Origin of the sequence: Pediococcus parvulus, assembly GCF_007990205.1 — a bacterium.
Taxonomy (GTDB): Bacteria; Bacillota; Bacilli; order Lactobacillales; family Lactobacillaceae; genus Pediococcus; species Pediococcus parvulus.
The window spans coordinates 1-16,970 of record NZ_BJWE01000022.1 but is presented as its reverse complement, the minus strand read 5'-3'; the positions used below and the strand labels follow the sequence as shown (position 1 = coordinate 16,970).

The 16,970-nt window shown below is 37.9% G+C and carries 15 protein-coding genes; 5 read left to right on the top strand and 10 right to left on the bottom strand.

What is annotated here, in order from left to right:
* Positions 1–165 precede the first annotated feature (165 nt).
* Positions 166–756: a TMEM175 family protein gene (locus tag PPA04_RS05805; protein WP_057784428.1), complete on the top strand. Its 591-nt coding sequence runs from the start codon at positions 166–168 to the stop codon at positions 754–756.
* Positions 757–1,096: 340 nt separating this feature from the next.
* The gene (locus PPA04_RS05800; RefSeq protein ID WP_057784427.1) at positions 1,097–2,422 is read left to right on the top strand and encodes a replication-associated recombination protein A; all 1,326 of its coding nucleotides are present in this window, start codon (positions 1,097–1,099) and stop codon (positions 2,420–2,422) included.
* Between the two features lie 55 nt (positions 2,423–2,477).
* Here PPA04_RS05800 and PPA04_RS05795 read toward each other — a convergent pair whose 3' ends face one another.
* From PPA04_RS05795 to rnz, 5 genes are all read right to left on the bottom strand, one after another.
* Complete coding sequence (locus PPA04_RS05795) at positions 2,478–2,996, bottom strand: adenine phosphoribosyltransferase (protein ID WP_057784426.1); 519 nt, start codon at positions 2,994–2,996, stop codon at positions 2,478–2,480.
* Entirely contained in the window at positions 2,997–5,342 is a 2,346-nt protein-coding gene (recJ, locus tag PPA04_RS05790) for a single-stranded-DNA-specific exonuclease RecJ (protein WP_057784425.1), read from the bottom strand.
* A gap of 107 nt (positions 5,343–5,449) precedes the next feature.
* Entirely contained in the window at positions 5,450–5,791 is a 342-nt protein-coding gene (locus PPA04_RS05785) for a lipopolysaccharide assembly protein LapA domain-containing protein (protein ID WP_057784424.1), read from the bottom strand.
* Between the two features lie 11 nt (positions 5,792–5,802).
* Positions 5,803–6,618, bottom strand: coding sequence for an SDR family NAD(P)-dependent oxidoreductase (locus tag PPA04_RS05780; protein WP_057784423.1), 816 nt, complete (start codon positions 6,616–6,618; stop codon positions 5,803–5,805).
* A gap of 15 nt (positions 6,619–6,633) precedes the next feature.
* Positions 6,634–7,560 carry a ribonuclease Z gene (rnz, locus tag PPA04_RS05775; protein ID WP_057784422.1) on the bottom strand — a complete coding sequence of 309 codons (927 nt, stop codon included), beginning with the start codon at positions 7,558–7,560 and terminating at the stop codon, positions 6,634–6,636.
* Between the two features lie 177 nt (positions 7,561–7,737).
* Between rnz and PPA04_RS05770 the strand changes: the two genes are divergently transcribed.
* Together PPA04_RS05770 and PPA04_RS05765 are read left to right on the top strand one after the other, a co-directional pair.
* The gene (locus PPA04_RS05770; protein WP_057784421.1) at positions 7,738–8,010 is read left to right on the top strand and encodes a hypothetical protein; all 273 of its coding nucleotides are present in this window, start codon (positions 7,738–7,740) and stop codon (positions 8,008–8,010) included.
* A 14-nt stretch (positions 8,011–8,024) separates the two neighbouring features.
* Entirely contained in the window at positions 8,025–8,813 is a 789-nt protein-coding gene (locus tag PPA04_RS05765) for a hypothetical protein (protein ID WP_057784420.1), read from the top strand.
* Positions 8,814–8,954: 141 nt separating this feature from the next.
* Here the strand turns inward: PPA04_RS05765 and PPA04_RS05760 are convergent, their stop codons facing one another.
* The 5 genes from PPA04_RS05760 to PPA04_RS05740 all read right to left on the bottom strand — a co-directional run bounded on the left by PPA04_RS05760 (position 8,955) and on the right by PPA04_RS05740 (position 16,574).
* Positions 8,955–10,967, bottom strand: a complete 2,013-nt coding sequence (locus PPA04_RS05760) for an acyltransferase family protein (RefSeq protein WP_147206753.1) — start codon at positions 10,965–10,967, stop codon at positions 8,955–8,957.
* Positions 10,968–10,994: 27 nt separating this feature from the next.
* The gene (gene obgE / locus PPA04_RS05755; RefSeq protein WP_057784419.1) at positions 10,995–12,290 is read right to left on the bottom strand and encodes a GTPase ObgE; all 1,296 of its coding nucleotides are present in this window, start codon (positions 12,288–12,290) and stop codon (positions 10,995–10,997) included.
* A gap of 128 nt (positions 12,291–12,418) precedes the next feature.
* Positions 12,419–14,212 (bottom strand): excinuclease ABC subunit UvrC, encoded by a 1,794-nt coding sequence (gene uvrC / locus PPA04_RS05750; RefSeq protein ID WP_057784418.1) that lies wholly within the window; start codon positions 14,210–14,212, stop codon positions 12,419–12,421.
* 150 nt (positions 14,213–14,362) lie between these two features.
* Complete coding sequence (locus PPA04_RS05745; RefSeq protein ID WP_057784417.1) at positions 14,363–15,106, bottom strand: amino acid ABC transporter ATP-binding protein; 744 nt, start codon at positions 15,104–15,106, stop codon at positions 14,363–14,365.
* The gene (locus PPA04_RS05740; protein WP_057784416.1) at positions 15,096–16,574 is read right to left on the bottom strand and encodes an ABC transporter substrate-binding protein/permease; all 1,479 of its coding nucleotides are present in this window, start codon (positions 16,572–16,574) and stop codon (positions 15,096–15,098) included. Before PPA04_RS05740 ends, PPA04_RS05745 begins: the two co-directional genes overlap by 11 nt.
* A gap of 188 nt (positions 16,575–16,762) precedes the next feature.
* Between PPA04_RS05740 and PPA04_RS09570 the strand changes: the two genes are divergently transcribed.
* Positions 16,763–16,912: an SPJ_0845 family protein gene (locus tag PPA04_RS09570; protein ID WP_186806965.1), complete on the top strand. Its 150-nt coding sequence runs from the start codon at positions 16,763–16,765 to the stop codon at positions 16,910–16,912.
* Positions 16,913–16,970 lie beyond the last annotated feature (58 nt).

Below are 16,970 nucleotides of genomic sequence, written 5' to 3'. Positions count from 1 at the left end.
TCATAAATATCGTTAAACCTGCCTTTCATATTCAACAAGGTCATCATAAACCTTCGTGTGTACTCTAAGGCAAGAAAAAGATTCGTTTTTTTGAAATAAGATTTCTTCAGAACATGTTATACTAAAAAAATATGCAAGAAAATATGAGATAAAGAAGGTTTTACTTTGAATAAAGAACGCTTGGCAGCTTTTACAGATGCTGTTCTCGCCATTATTATGACTATTTTAGTTTTGGAACTGGAAAAGCCAAAAACTGTTAATTTAGCTGGCCTATGGGCGTTACGCGCTAACTTTTTTGCTTACACACTATCGTTTTTTTGGATTGGTTTAATGTGGACCACGCACCACAATAATTGGCACAAAGTAAAGAGTGTTTCTAACGCAACCGTTTCTTATTCCTTAGTCATGTTATTTTTAGCTTCATTCTTTCCATATACCACAAGTTTAGTAGCATCCAATTTTAACAACGTCACAGCCCAGGCACTTTATGGCATTATCGTATTAGCTGTTTCGTTTAGTAACATGGCCATTTCTTATTCTTTAAAAAAAGTAAATCCTGCTGCTCATTTTGGCTGGTTGTATGCCTTACCCAACTCTTCAATTATTTTGGACGTTGCAATTAAATTAGTTGGGCTGATAATCACATTAACATTTTATGCACCGGCAATGATTTATGCTATTTTCATTGATATATTTATCGTGGGTTATGCAACTAGACAATCTAGTAAAAATCAGTTTCACTTAAATAAAATCTAATGGTACTAATGATTGCAAAAAGCGATTAGTTTTATAAAAATAATAAAACTAATCGCTTTTTCACTCATCATGTTTTGCATTCATACAAATTTAACTATAGTTCAATCTCACTGAATCCCGAAAAAGCACAACTTCAAGGAAAGTTTAGGCAAGGCATATTTACTATGTTAAACCCTTCAGACTCTGGACAATCAATTATGTATCCTAAACGTTCAATTAAAAAATTATGACATATACTCATAATCAATATTTATTGAAAGTAAAGCTTTTGTTTATCTTTTCTCCAAACACAGTGGTAAATTTAAAGTATCAAGTCAAACTCTTATGAAAGGCATTTATTTTGAAACAAGAATCTTTATTTGCGTCAGAAAATAATCAAAATAGCCCACTAGCCAACCGGGTACGGCCACAAACTCTTGAAGAGTTTACGGGTCAAACTCATTTACTAGGCAAAGGAAAAGTATTACGTGAAATTATTGCTCAAGATCAATTACCTTCAATTATTTTTTGGGGCCCGCCTGGCGTTGGAAAAACAACATTGGCACAAATTATTGCCAACCAAACTAAATCTCATTTTGTTACTTTTAGTGCTGTCACAAGTGGGATTAAAGACATTCGCAAAATTATGGAAGAAGCCGAAGAAAATCGGGAGCTCGGTGAGAAAACAATTGTTTTTGTTGATGAAATTCACCGGTTCAATAAGGCCCAACAAGACGCTTTTCTTCCATTTGTGGAACGAGGAAGTATTACTTTAATTGGAGCCACAACCGAAAACCCATCGTTTGAAATTAATTCCGCTTTATTATCGCGTTGTAAAGTTTTCGTACTTAAAGAATTGAGTACTGCCGAAATCAGCAGTTTGCTTCGCAAAGCTTTAAATAATGCGAATGCTTTTCCAAACTTAAAGGTACAAGTTGACGAGAATACTTTGACTCTTATTGCTCAATTTGCAAACGGTGATGCCCGTATTGCTCTCAATACTTTAGAAATGGCAGTTCTTAACGCCGATCATCAGAATAAGTCGGTCATAATTAGTGAAAACAACTTGAATCAGTTTATTAACACAAAATCACTGCGTTATGACAAGCATGGTGAAGAGCATTACAATATTATCTCAGCTCTTCATAAATCGATGCGAAACAGTGATGTAAATGCAGCAATTTACTGGCTATCACGCATGTTAGATGGTGGTGAAGATCCGCTTTACATTGCTCGACGCTTAGTTCGATTTGCGAGTGAAGATATTGGTGTTGCCGATACCAAGGCACTTGAACTGACCATTAACGTTTTTCAAGCCTGTCAATTTTTAGGAATGCCAGAATGTGATGTTCATTTAACTGAAGCAGTTGTTTACCTATCGTTAGCTCCGAAATCCAATGCCATTTATAAGGCTCGCTTGGCTTCTAAAAAAGATGTCAAAAAAACCGGCAATGAGCCAGTCCCTCTTCAAATTAGAAATGCACCCACCAAGTTAATGGACAACCTTGGATATGGCAAGGGTTACCAGTATGCCCATTCAGAAAAAGACAAATTGACCAATATGAAGACCATCCCCCCGGATCTGGAAGGCCATGAATACTATTTGCCAACTGAAGAAGGTAATGAAAAACGATTTAAACAGCGCTTAGAATATATAAAAAATTGGCATGCTACTCATGACAATTAATTAAAAAAGGATTTGCAACATCGAAAACCAATGTTGCAGATCCTTTTTCAACCGCTTAATATTGCATAAGTGAAAGCATATCATAATTTTTAATTTTATCACGCCCATGTAAATCTGTTAATTCGATTATGAAAGCTGTCCCTACGACAATTCCACCGAGTTTTTCAACTAGATCAATCGTCGCTGAAATTGTTCCACCCGTTGCAAGCAAATCATCCGTAACTAGAACCCGTTGGCCTGGCTTAACAGCATCTTTATGAAGATAAAGAGATGAGGTCCCATACTCCAAAGAATAAGTTGCCTTAACTGTTTTGCGAGGCAACTTGCCCTTCTTTCGAGCTGGTGCAAAACCAACGCCTAATTCGTATGCAACCGGACAACCCACGATAAAGCCTCGGGCTTCAGGACCCACAATCATCTCAACGCCCTTATTACGAGCATAATCAACGATTTGATTGGTCGCTTGCTTATAAGCTTTTCCGTCACCCATTAAAGGTGAGATATCACGGAAAACGACACCCTTTTCTGGATAATCTGGAATACTTGCTACATAATCATGTAAATCTATTGCCATTTATTCAGCAACTCCTTTGTTTTTATCTGCCAAACACGCTTGCATCCAAGCAGTCAGAGTAGCAGACTTGCTGTACAATAATTTTTCTTGTGTTTCAATTTGTTGTTTTCTCAATTGATAGGTCGGAGCCACACTCAACTTCTGCGGCTTGGGATTCGGAATAGACGAAACACGACCGCTTTCTATTTTAACAAATTTCAACTCAAAAAACACCTGAATTAGAAAAACTATCATGTTTTGATCAATATGCAAGTGCTTAACTACATCCGGCAATTGTTTCTTCAAGTCTATGTCTTGATGATTGGCAAAAAACTTGAACACCTTAGCACTCTGTTCTCGGGTTGGCATCCCATCCAAATAGGCATTATTTTGCTGATAGAAATAAACCGTCAAGGCATCTGGACTTTGTTTTGAAAGCCAATCTGCAAACTTTGTGATTGAGTCTGGGCAATCAACCAATGTCAAGTTGCCCTTCAGGCGCAAGTCAAAATTTTCTTGATCTTCTAAAACTGCTACTTGAACTTCTGGTTTCAAATAGGTTTGCACTTTTTCATAACTTTTTTTGTGGAAGAAAACATAGGTGGTCTGAGTTGCAAACATCTTAACACTCAAACGAGTTGTTCGTTTATCAACAATCGGTACAGCGTTAATCAATAAATCTTTTATCATGATTTGGGGCTTAGTTTGATTTCGCCAGGTATTTAACTCCAAAGTTCCCACAACTCGCACATCTTCAGGCAGTGCCTGTAAATATGGCATGAGCTTACCTTCTTTAAAATCAATTGCGTCTATTTTTTGTTTGACCCCTGCTAATTGAAATTTCAAATGATCCTGATTAGCACCAATTTGCTTTACATCAGTAACCTTTTCAGAATCAATTTCAAATTCTGGAATTGGATTATCGGTTCCAAATGGTCCTAACTTAGCCAAATCTTTAATCGCTGGAACAGTGATTTGGTCAACTTTAACCACACCATCAATGGGCAATGGCGAAACCTGATTTTTATCTAGATCGGCTACTGTTGCTGCCTCTTCTAAAGTGGTTTGTAGAGCCGCCACATTCTCTTTAGCTATCGTTAAGCCAACTGCCATATGATGACCACCAAAATTAACATATAACTCACGATTTGTATTCAAAGCCTCAAACAAGTTCAGAGCTTCCACGCTGCGACCGGAACCCTTTAAATTTGTGTCGGTTTCACTGCCACTTAAAACTAAAGTTGGTTTACCAGTAGCTTCTACTAATCGACTCGCCACAATTCCTAAAACTCCCTGATGCCAGCCAATTCCGGTAATCACCAAAGTCTTACGCGCAAGATTTTCTGGAGATTTCGCTTGCAAAATGGCTTCATTGTACACCATATCAACTAATTGTTTCCGTTGATCATTTACAGAATCAATGTGTTTGGCAATCAACTCCGCCTTTTCGTCATCGAATGTCGTCAGCAATTCAACTGCTTCTCCTGCGTTACCAATTCGACCAACCGCATTTAAACGCGGAGCCAGTGTGAAGCCAATATCTTGTTCATTGATTTGTCGGTTTTCTAACCCACTCACCTTGAGTAACGCACTGAGACCAACACGTTGACCTTCACTTAAAACTTTTAAACCACTAGCTACTAAGAAACGGTTTTCATCAGTAAGTGATACCAGATCCCCAACTGTCCCAATGGCAACTAAATCTAGAAATTCTTCTGGCACCTCATCCAACAAAGCTGAGGCCACCTTAAACGCAACTCCAACTCCAGAAAGATCTGAAAATGGATAGTGTGCGCCAGGATAGCGTGGATGCACAATGGCAGTTGCGTTGGGTAATTTTTCAGGCAACTCATGATGGTCAGTCACCACAACATCCATCCCGTGTGTCACTGCGTATTCAATCGGTTCGTTCCCCGCAATACCATTATCGACAGTCACCATTAAGTTCACGCCATTTTCAACAAATTGTTGATATTCAGCCATGTTGGGACCGTAGCCATCCTTAAAGCGATCTGGAACGAAATAATCAACGTTTGCACCCAATTCATTTAACGTTTCAAACATAATCGTGGTACTGGTTACCCCATCAGCGTCATAATCGCCGTACACCACAATTTTTTCATTCTTTACAATGGCAGACTGAATGCGATCCACGGCTTTTTGCATGTCATGCAACAAAAATGGATCATGGATAGCTTCCGGATCCAGTGTTAAAAACTTTGTTGCCTTCTCGGGCGTATCATAGCCCCGATTAATTAAAACCTTTGCCGCAATTTCACTTAACTGGCAGGCATCCATAATTTCTTTAATTTTGTCTGATGACACATCGCTTTTCGGCAATTGCCATTTGAACTTTGATTTCAGCACGATTCCACTTCCTAATCAATAAAAACAGAGTGGACGAAAGTTGATCCCTACAGAGATACTTGCTTTCGCCCAATTTTTAGTATTCAATTCTCACAATCTCACAGAAACTAAAGCTCTTCAAGATTATGATTTTTTTGCCCATTTTCGTTACTAACATTGTTTACACGTCGTTTTAATGATTCATTTTCTTCACGGAGGTCATCAATCTTTTTGGTAGCAACATCCATTTCCACTCGTTGTTGTTTTTTTTGTGCCATCACTGTACCCATTGACACTAAAAAAGTGATCAATGCTCCGGCAACTAAGGAAACTAAAATAACCAAAACAAGTGGCCAGTGCACCGTGGTAAATAATAAACTCAAAGGAACTTCATTCACATTGACGACAGCGAAAAGCGCCACCAACAAAACTAAAATTAAAATGATAATAACTCGCCATTGATTCTTCATATCTATATTCCTTACTTTCGATTAAAAAAAGAACTACTTGCCAACAAATCACCAAAGTTTGGGAAAAGCTCGTACCCACGATGAATAATTTCCATGTAGGTCGGTGCATTGATTTCACGGCGTCGATAGCCAACTGCCTCAACAATTTGATGAGCAACTTTTTCTGGCGACAAGGCAAGTAACTTAACAGCGTCAAAATAATGACCACTTGGATCCGCACGCTTAAAGAAGTTTGTATCCATTGGTCCTGGATTAACGGTTGTCACCTGAACACCTAATGGCCGTAATTCAAGGCGCAAAGCATTTGAGAAACCAATTACTGCAAACTTAGTAGCAGAATAAGCAGTCGATTTTGGTGTTGCAATCTTTCCCGCAACGGAAGCAATGTTAAAGATTTGTCCCCGGCCCATTTTAATCATTTGTTGCGCAATTTTTTGAGTCACATACATTAGCCCTAAAACATTCACTCGAAACATTTTCTCAACTGGTTGCATCTCAATATCTTTGAAAGGTTCAAACAAGCCAAAACCTGCGCTATTAATCAAAACATCAATTGATCCAATGTCTTGCAAAACGTGCTCTAGTTGGTGATCAATAGCTTCAGAATCTGAAACGTCAAGCTTGACCACAAACGCGTCAGCTTGCGAAATTTCCTTACATCTCTCAGCCACTTTGCGAAGTTCTTCCACATTACGTGCACACAAAACGACACTAGCCCCACGTTCTGCCATTTCATAAGCAACTAATTTACCCAAACCACTTGAAGCACCGGTAATCAAAACCAACTTACCTTCGAGATTACGCAACTCTTTTAACCGCGCTAACATATGATCACTCCTCAATTATCTAAGTGGAATATTAATAACATCAAAATCGTGAACAACTTTTGTCGCTTTAAACACTGTTTGAGCTTGCTTTTGCAGTTCATTGGCCATTTTACCAGTATATCGCGCCGAAATATGTGTCAAAATGAGCCGATGAACATTAGCTTGTTTGGCAATTCCTGCCGCCTGCACATTTGTTGAATGATAGTAATTACGCGCCAGTTTGCTCTCATTTTTAGCGAAGGTACTTTCATGAACTAATACGTCAGCATCCTTTGCAAGGACCAAGCTATTCTTGGTTTTTCGAGTATCACCCAAAATGGCAACGATTCTTCCCCGTTGCGGTTTGCCAAGAAATTCTTTGCCATCAATCTCTCGACCATCTTCAAGTGTGACTTTTTCGCCACGCTTTAGTTGCCCATAAACTGGCCCTGATGGTATGTGAAGCTGTTTAAGTTTTTCAACCTGCAATTGTCCTGGATGTGATTTTTCAACAATTCGATAACCGACACTTTCAATACGGTGGTCCAACCGCAAAAAAGAAACTTTAAATTTATTATCTTCAAAAATCACGCCCTCGTCTCCTAGCTCAACAAAGCGAATTGGATAGGAGAGATGTGAATCTGAAATGCGCATTGCCGTTTGAACGAACTGACGAATGCCTTTGGGTCCGTAAATAATTAATTCTGATTCGCCGCCTTGAAAAGAACGACTACTTAACAATCCTGGTAGGCCAAATAAATGGTCGCCATGTAAATGCGTAATGAAAATTTTGTCAATTTTTCGAGGTTTAATATTGGTGCGCAAAATTTGTTGTTGCGTGCCCTCACCCACGTCAAAAAGCCAGATCGAATTACGCTCATCTAAAAGCTTCAAAGCCACACTTGTCACATTTCTAAATTTACCGGGAACACCTGCTCCGGTTCCTAAAAATTCTAATTCCATAACACGTCGTTCCCCATTTGCTCTTGTTTATAAATCCTACCTAAATACCATACCACAAAACTGCCCTGATTTGCTATGGCAACCCTCTTAGTTTACACTTCATATGGTATCTGTAATCAATTATAATTAATTTTGTAACAAATAAACCAAATTCAAACGATATAATGGAGAATACAAATGCGATTAGTCGATTTTAATTTATCAGTGGCCGAACTTGATCCACATTTACAAGTGTATTTTGTTCAGGATAAACGTAATTTTCCGGTCGAATCTTTAAGAATTGAAGACAACTGGTTAATTATGGTCGCCGGTAAAAAAGCCTTAACGTTGGATCAATTTAAGGCTAGAGCTCAAACAATTAGTGGTGCTGCCCAACTTGCGTTTTCAAAAAATGGCCCCCATAAGTTATTTGGCTATCATTTACGTAGTGGTAAGTTAATTTTAGGATAAAGGATGAAACCAACATGAAAAAAATTGTCATATTTTTACTACTCAGCACAACATTTTTAACCGGGTGTGGAAATTCAACTCACGAAACACGCTATCAGGACAAAGGAAAAGTTACTTTCAAAAATCAAAATAAAAATGTCCATAAAAACAGCGGTTCAATTAGTAAAGAAAGTAGTGCCTCCGCTTCCAGTGCATCTGCTTCTTCGACAAACAATTCCACAAATACCAAAGAATCATCAAGTTACACAGTTCCAAAAAACATTAAAAAAAGCGCCAGATATGTTGCCCATGGTGATTTAAACTTGCCTAAGCAGTTTTCTTATGATTCTTTTGGGACAAAGTTAACCCTTGATAAGATCAAAAAAGTTGATCAAACCATCATCAACCGGCCGCTCCAATTTCAAATCAAACAGGTTCGTTTGATTAAAAACGAAGCCAAAACGGCAAAGGCAAAAAAAATGGTTTCCACGGCGTTTAGCAATACAGGTATTGGTTCTACCTATTACACTTTACAAATTAAATACACGATCAAAAACGAAAGTAACTCTACAATAATTGTTGGCGGTCTTAATTATGTCAAGCTTTCTGCTAATTATGCTGGTACACCGATTAGCAATATGGTTGATAGTTCTGCTGGCAAACAAATTAGGGCAGGAAAAACAATTAACACGACGGTAGTTACTTTGGTTCCAAATAATCTCGCAAACAGACTACACAGTTGTTCCATTCAATTTTCAAGCACCTATAGTATCAGTGGCAAATCCCTTTCTAAAGATTCACTGGTTACAAAAATTCCATTTTAAATAAAAAAGTTGCAGAATCTCTGCAACTTTTTTTGTGTATACGTATTAATTTTTGAAACATGTTCAAGCATGATAGTAATTAAGCCTGGGGTTTAGCGAAGCCCAAAAAACTCAATATTTTACTTTTCCCAACTCTCGAATTTAGTCTTCACTACCGTACTTAACAATTGCTTTTGTCACAAGCGTTGTATATTCTTTGCTACCTTCAATATTAGGATGGACATGATCTCCATAAAACCATCCGGTTTGTTTCAGGCTTGCATCATACCAACCAATCACATGAATATTTTTGTAACGCTTTGCGGAATTGGCAATCGTCTTATTAACCGTCGATTCCCAATTCTGAGTAGGAACATGCACATTTACCCAGAATATTTCCCGTTTACTGCCAACCACGGACACAATTGTCTTTAACTGCTGAGTTGTAAAGGCACCATTAGTGCCCAAATTTATTAGAACATTACTACTCAAGTTACCTTGGGCGGCCAACTGTTTTAATAAACTTGTTGCTTGCCAAACTTGTCTACCAACCTTTGCCGAAATATAGGCATTAGGAAATACCTCCTGCAAATCATCAGAAGTATCAGCCATGATGGAATCACCGACCCCGGTCACTGACATTTTTTGAGCCAATTTTACTTCAGAAGGCTCCAACTTGTACTTTGTTTTGATTTTTCTTTCCGCATCGGTTAGCTTGATGGCTTTTTCTTTTTTAATACTGGCCAACTGTGCCTCTCGCTGCTTTTTCTTTAATTTAGCTAGTTTTTGTGCTTCTAAAGCTTTTGCATTTTGTTTTGATGACTTTTTCTTATTTTTTGTAATATTCAATTGTAAGGCACTGTGGTGATTGCCATTTTTGCCAGAACCACTAACAACTCCAACACTAGCAACTATCAAAATCAGAATCACAGGAATTGCAATGTACCGTTTGTTGCCAAATTTTGAGTCTCGTCTAACCAAATTTCTCAAGAAAATAAAAGGATTCCCGAAATTGAAATGAGCTAATGGCACTTCAACAAAGCGATAGGAAAAGTCACTTATGATCACAATGATCACGGCTTCCATCAACGCATTCATCAACGGATGAACAGCAATATTTACTACTGCTTTTTCATAAAAAATCATGACAGGAAACTGATATAAATAGATTCCGTAACTTCGTTTACCAATCCAAGCAAACAATGGATTACTAAACCAATTACCAAATTTGGTTCCCGGATGTGCAATTACAGCAATTAAAATCACAGAGAATATCGAAAATAACAACATCCCACCATGATAGGCAAAATTTCCGGTTCCACTTAATGTCAAACCCATCCAAATGATTACTGCTAGTGACCCAAGTCCTAAAACATTGAGTACCCAGCGACCATTTTTATTAAGCTTTGGATTCAAATGAGTCGATGGCCAGAGAAAAGCCAATGCAGCTCCCAATAAATAGGGAGTCATCCGTGTGTCCGATCCGTAATAAACGCGATTAGTATTGGACGGATCATAGAGAATAAACATCAGAATCGCTGAAACAATTGCCAAACCGTTTAAAATACCCAAAATATGGCCCCGATTTTTAAAGGTAATTAACAAACCGATAAGCACAATGGGCCAAATAAAATAATACTGGCCAATTACTGATAGATACCAAAGATGGGTAAATGGTGATTCACCGTTATATCTATCAAAGTAGGATTGACCATTACCAATTTGCCACCAATTATAAACGAAAAGTAAATTAGTCCACACAATACTACGAATATTTTCCAGTAGGTTGCGAGCAAACAAAGTCATATAAGCTGTAGTTGCGATTAAAACAACCACCAAAGTTGGGTAAAGCCGTTTAACCCGTCGTTTATAAAATGATAGTACCTTAATTGAACCATTTTGATCCCACTCTTGTACAAACAAATCAGTAATTAAATAACCAGATATGGCAAAAAAGATGGATACACCTAAATACCCACCCTTAACGTCATACGGTAAAAGATGGTAAAGAATAACACCCAATAATGCTAAGGTTCTAAGCCCATCAAAACCACTAATATAACGACTATTCTTCAGTCTTTTCCCCTGTTCTTTTTTTACTGATTGATTATTTTCATGGGTTGAACCACTGCTTCTCCCGTTTTTGCCAAGAGAATTTTGTTTTTCATAATCCATACACAATTCCTCTATAAATAAGTTAACCTACTCAACAAATTCAAACGTAAAATCAAGAATTCGGACAGTATCCCCATTCTTAATACCGGCCTTGCGAAGAGCATCGTCAACTCCCATACCACGCATTTGACGCGCAAAACGAATTAAACTGTCATCATGTTCGGTATTCGTCATCTTGAATAACCGCTCAAGCTTTTCACCAGATAATACCCAAGTGCCATCCTCATCTTGTTCAATTTTAAATGCCTTTTTAGGTGTATAAGCATACGTGACGTCATCGTCTGAAACAACTGGCGTTTCAATTGGATCTGGTGTTGTTTCAAGAACATCAGCTGTATGTTGCATTAATGGCTGAAGACCTTTATGTGTGACAGATGAAATCGGAAAAATATCTGGAACTTCATTTGGACCAACAGATTTTTGTAATTTTTCACGGAACTTCTTTAAATTTTCTTCTGCATCTGGCATGTCCATTTTAGTAGGCACAATAATTTGCCGACGCTTGATTAAATCGGGATCATATTTGCTTAATTCTTGATTAATCTTTTCATAACTTTCAAACGGATTTTCTTCCTCTACGCCACTCATATCAACCAAATGTAGTAAAACTTTTGTTCGCTCTACATGACGAAGAAATTCAAAGCCTAGGCCAACTCCTTGTGAAGCACCTTCGATTAATCCCGGGATATCAGCAATGACAAAGTCGCGTCCGTCATCAAGTTGAACCATCCCTAAATTTGGAACCAACGTTGTAAAGTGGTATTCAGCAATCTTTGGTTTGGCACTTGTAACAACTGAAAGTAACGTTGATTTCCCTACTGAAGGAAATCCTAACAAGCCAACATCAGCTAACAAACGTAATTCAAGTTGCACACTGATTTCTTGACCAGGTTCCCCATTTTCAGCAATTTCAGGTGCGGGATTTTTGGGACTTGCAAAATGCATATTTCCGCGACCGCCGCGACCACCTTTGGCAATAACCAAAGTATCATCGTTATCCACTAAATCACCAATCACGGCGCCAGTTTCTGTATTTTTAACAATGGTTCCCCCTGGAACACGAATGACCAAATTTTCTGCACTCCGGCCAGTCATTTGTTTATTCATACCATTACTACCAGATGCAGCTTTGAATTTACGCTGATAACGAAAATCCATCAAAGTTCTTAATCCGGAATCCACTTTAAAAACTACGTCGCCACCGCGGCCACCATCGCCACCAGCAGGCCCGCCGTTGGGAACAAATTTTTCGCGACGAAAAGCAACTACTCCATTACCACCGTTGCCAGCTTTGATATTAATTTTAACTTGATCAACAAACATATTTTTCTCCAATACTGTTTAGCGTGACTTTTTCTAATCTAATACTCCTATTTTAGCAGATATCAGTCTTATTTTATAATGATTCTGAATTCTTTTTGTTTCAGATTAATCTATGCGGCTATTTCCATCTATACTTTGCTTTTAATGGATCCACTTAGGGAAATTTTAATCGTTTTTGCCACATTCTCCGGAATGCCCAACTCACGCATGTCATCCACACTTGCTTCTGCAATTCGTCGCATCGATCCAAATTTACGTAAAAGTTTATTTCGCGTTTTTGGTCCGACCCCAGCAATATCATCTAGCCGTGAACTCAAGGAGTGCTTCGTGTGCACCTGTCGATGAAAAGTAATAGCAAACCGGTGCACTTCATCTTGAATGCGTTGAACCAAATAGAAGCCTTGGCTCTTTGGATCTAACAATACATGCTTGTCTTGTGGACCAAAAAGCAAATCCGCCGTTTTATGTTTATCATTTTTAACCATTCCAGCAACTGGAATCTGAAGATTTAATTCATTTACCAGCACATCTTTGACTGCATTTAACTGGATATCCCCACCATCCATTAATATCAAGTCAGGCATGCTCTGATGTTCCTTTAAAAGCCTTGTGTAGCGTCTTCGTATCACTTCACGGGTACTTGCTGCTTCATCCGCATGATCCACCGTGGTGAGCTTGTACTTACGATACATCTTCTTATCCGGTTGACCGTCTGTAAAAACAACCATTGCTGAAACAAGATCTGCTCCTTGAATATGAGAATGATCAAAAGCTTCAATTCGATGTCCAGTCGGAATTCCAAGAGCATCCGTAATTTCTTTCATTGCCCCCACTGTCTTAGAATCATCAAGTTCAAGCAACCGAAACTTCTCTTCCAAAGTGATTTTGGCATTTTCCTGAGCTAAATTCATTAAATCACGTTTTTGGCCTCTCTGAGGTGTGCGAACAGGAATCTTCAAGATATCACTGATAACCTGGTTTTCAATACCAGCTGGCACAAGAACTTCGTTTGGAAGCAAATTATTCTTTTGATTATAAAATTGCAGAATAAAGGTGGTCAATTCCTCGGTTGCCGTACTAACAACTGGAAAAAGTCGTTTTTCACGCTTCATTAAACGTGCTTGTCGAATAAAAAACACCTGAATTGAGAGCCATCCCTTATCCATGTAAAAGTTGAAAAGATCTCTTGGTGTATGATCATTGGAAATGATTTTTTGCTTTTCAACCGTTACTTCAATATAGTGAATCTGATCACGAATATCAGCCGCCCGTTCAAACTCTAAATTTTGAGAAGCCTCATCCATTTGAGTAACGAGATGCTTTTTCACAGTCTTCACATTTCCATTCAAAAACGATTTAATGCGGGTAATTTGTTTTGCATATTCTTCTTGCGGAACTGTTTTAAAACAAGCACCCAAACACTGCCCCATATGATAATACAAACATGGTCGGTGCTGAAATCCTGTACACCGGCGTAAAGGATACACTTTTTGCAAAAAGTGTAATGTTTCTTCTGCCGCATAAACATTAGGATACGGGCCAAAATAATAAGCGCCGTCTTTTTTTACATCCCCAGAAATCAACATCTGTGGGTCTCTTTCATTGGTAATCTTAATGTACGGATAACCTGTTCCCCGTTTTAGCTTGATATTAAAGTACGGTTGATATTTTTTAATTAACGTAATCTCTAGTAAGAAAGCTTCCTTATCACTAGATGTGACAATATAGTCGAAATCGGCGATCTCAGAAACTAAACGGGCTGTTTTTCCGTCATGAGAGCTTTTAAAATATGAACGGACACGATTTTTTAAATTTTTTGCTTTTCCTACGTAAATAATCTGGCTATTAATATTTTTCATTTGATAACAACCAGGTAAATCTGGTAGCAAAGCTAACTTATGCTCAATGTGCTCTGATGCCATCCGATTTCACCTCCTAATGTAAAGAACTTGTAATATTATAACGCCTTTCATGGCTTAGGGCAACAATAAAGCCAAACGTACATTCGCTTGTAAAAAAACAAAAACATACCATAAGATTTTACTCTTATCGTATGCTTTAAACCGACAATTTTATTGAACCAATACCTTTGACAAAAAATCTTGAGCACGTTCACTTTTTGGATGATCAAAAAATTCTTCAGGGGTTCCCTTTTCTTGAATGTACCCACCGTCCATAAACCAGATCTGATCGGCTACTGACCGTGCAAACCCCATTTCATGGGTAACAACAACCATCGTCATACCAGCTTTAGCCAGCTCTTGCATAACCTTCAAAACATCACCAACCATTTCTGGATCTAAAGCAGATGTCGGTTCGTCGAACAACATTACTTCAGGTTCCATTGCAAGTGCTCGGGCGATTGCAACCCGTTGCTGCTGACCACCTGATAAGCTACTTGGATAAACAGCGCCCTTATCAGACAAACCTACTTGAGCCAGTAATTTCTCGGCTGTTTTTGTGGCATCTTCATCTGATAAATTCTTAACCTTCATAGGAGCCAATTTAATATTGTCAATTACTGTCATATTAGGGAAGAGATTGAAACTTTGAAAAACCATCCCCATTTTTTCACGGAGTTCATCTAGTTGCTTTTCTTTAAGATTAGTAAGATCCGTGCCTTCAAATAGCACATGACCATCACTTGGCTGTTCTAATAAAGTTAAACAACGGAGAAACGTACTTTTACCTGCTCCAGATGGTCCAATGACACAAATAACTTGCCCTTTTTCAACAGTTTCAGAAATATTTTTTAACACTTCGGTTTCATGATATTTTTTATTTAATTTTTGAATGTCTAGAATTTTAGTTGGCATGTTTCATTCTCCCTTCAAAATAACCCAAAAGTTTCGAAAGACCAAACGTAACAACAAAGTATAACAGCATTGCCACAACAATAGGCGCAACTCCACGATAAGTATCAGACTGAACGATCTTCAATTGATAAATCAAATCGGTAACACCAATAATTGAAACAATTGAGCTTTCCTTGATTAATGAAATGAATTCATTTCCAAGTGCTGGCCAAATATTTTTTATGGCCTGTGGTAAAACAACATAACGCATCGTACCTTGTTTGGAAAGCCCTAGGCTCCTAGCCGCTTCCGTTTGCCCTTTATCAACGGAATTAATTCCTCCACGAATAACTTCGGCAACGTACGCACCACTATTAAGAGATACGGCAATAATCCCTGAAGTTAAAGCTGGCAAATTAACGATTAATCCAATTCCAAAATAAACAAACATAATTTGAACCATCAAAGGTGTGCCTCGCACAAATTCAATGTATGCTGTTGACACTAGTTTTAATAATTTGTTTCTGCTTAAACGCATAAATGCTAAGATAGTTCCTAAGATAAAACCAAAGAACACAGAAAACGCGGAAATAAGTAAGGTATAACCAATCCCTTTAGCAAAGTATTTCCAATAGTGAGTCATTGATGTATCGACTGTATTGGTCTTCATATGGGTTCCGGCTTCTTTTAAGTAAACTTTGTTGATTAAATCTTTCTTATTAATCTTGGCCAAGCTTTTATTTACGGCTGCAGCAAGGGTAAATGAACCCTTTTGGAAGGCCACTGCTGAACTACTTTCGTTAGAGCTCAAATTAAAATTACCATTAATCAAACTGAGTTGTGGATTGTTTTTGACGTATGCTTCAGCACTTGGTTTTTCCATCACAATTCCGTCAATTTTATTGGTTTGCAGGGCTAAAATTAAATCAGCACCTTTATCGAATCCTTTTACAGTCACATTAGAAATTTGTTTTTTTGCCATGTTGTACTGCATGGTTCCGGTTTGTGCGCCGACGGTTTTACCAACAAATGACTTTTTGCTCTTGTAGATACCGGCATCCTTTTTATTAATAACGATATCTTGACCACCCTTATAATAAATATGCGAGAAGGTCACGTTCTTTCGACGAGCAGCGGTTGGATTCATCCCAGCCATAACCATATCAACCTTACCCGTTTGGAGGGCAACAAGTAAGGAATCGAAATCCATGTTTTTGATCTTAAGTTTTACGCCGAGATCTTTTGCCACCTGCTTGGCAATGCTGATATCCATTCCCACATCAATACTCTTGCCATTTTTAGTGGCTTGAAATTCATAAGGAGCATAATCAGGACTGGTTCCTAAAACCAAAACGCCTTTCTTCTGAATCTTTGCCAATGATTGATCGTTTGAACTCGTCTCAGAGCTAGCAGCGTTGATACTTCCAAATGGCAATAGGGTAAACAACAATCCAACAATTGTAATAATTTCTAAAAACTTTTTTTTCATAATCGCAACTCCCTGCATCAAATAGAATATATGAAGTATAGCTTCTTTTGATTATTTATGCAAGCTTTATTAGAAATAAATTTGTTTTATGCACGTTTTGAACGCTATATTCGCTTTTAAATGTATATTTCTTAATTTGCTGACAGATGATATAAAATCTGTTATGATAGGCGCAAGGAGTGATGAGAATGGGTTTGAAAATTAAACAAGAGATTAACCTTGAAAAGATGTTAGATAAATTTGTTGCACCTGTAGAAGACAAAACTACAGCAGACAAGAAGAATAAGTTTCTGAAACGCAACACCGAAACAAAGAAACCTAAAAAGCAAAAAAAATGAGCGAATTTTCGACAACTTGCCGAAATTCACTCATTTTTTGTTTACTCATCTAAAGGTC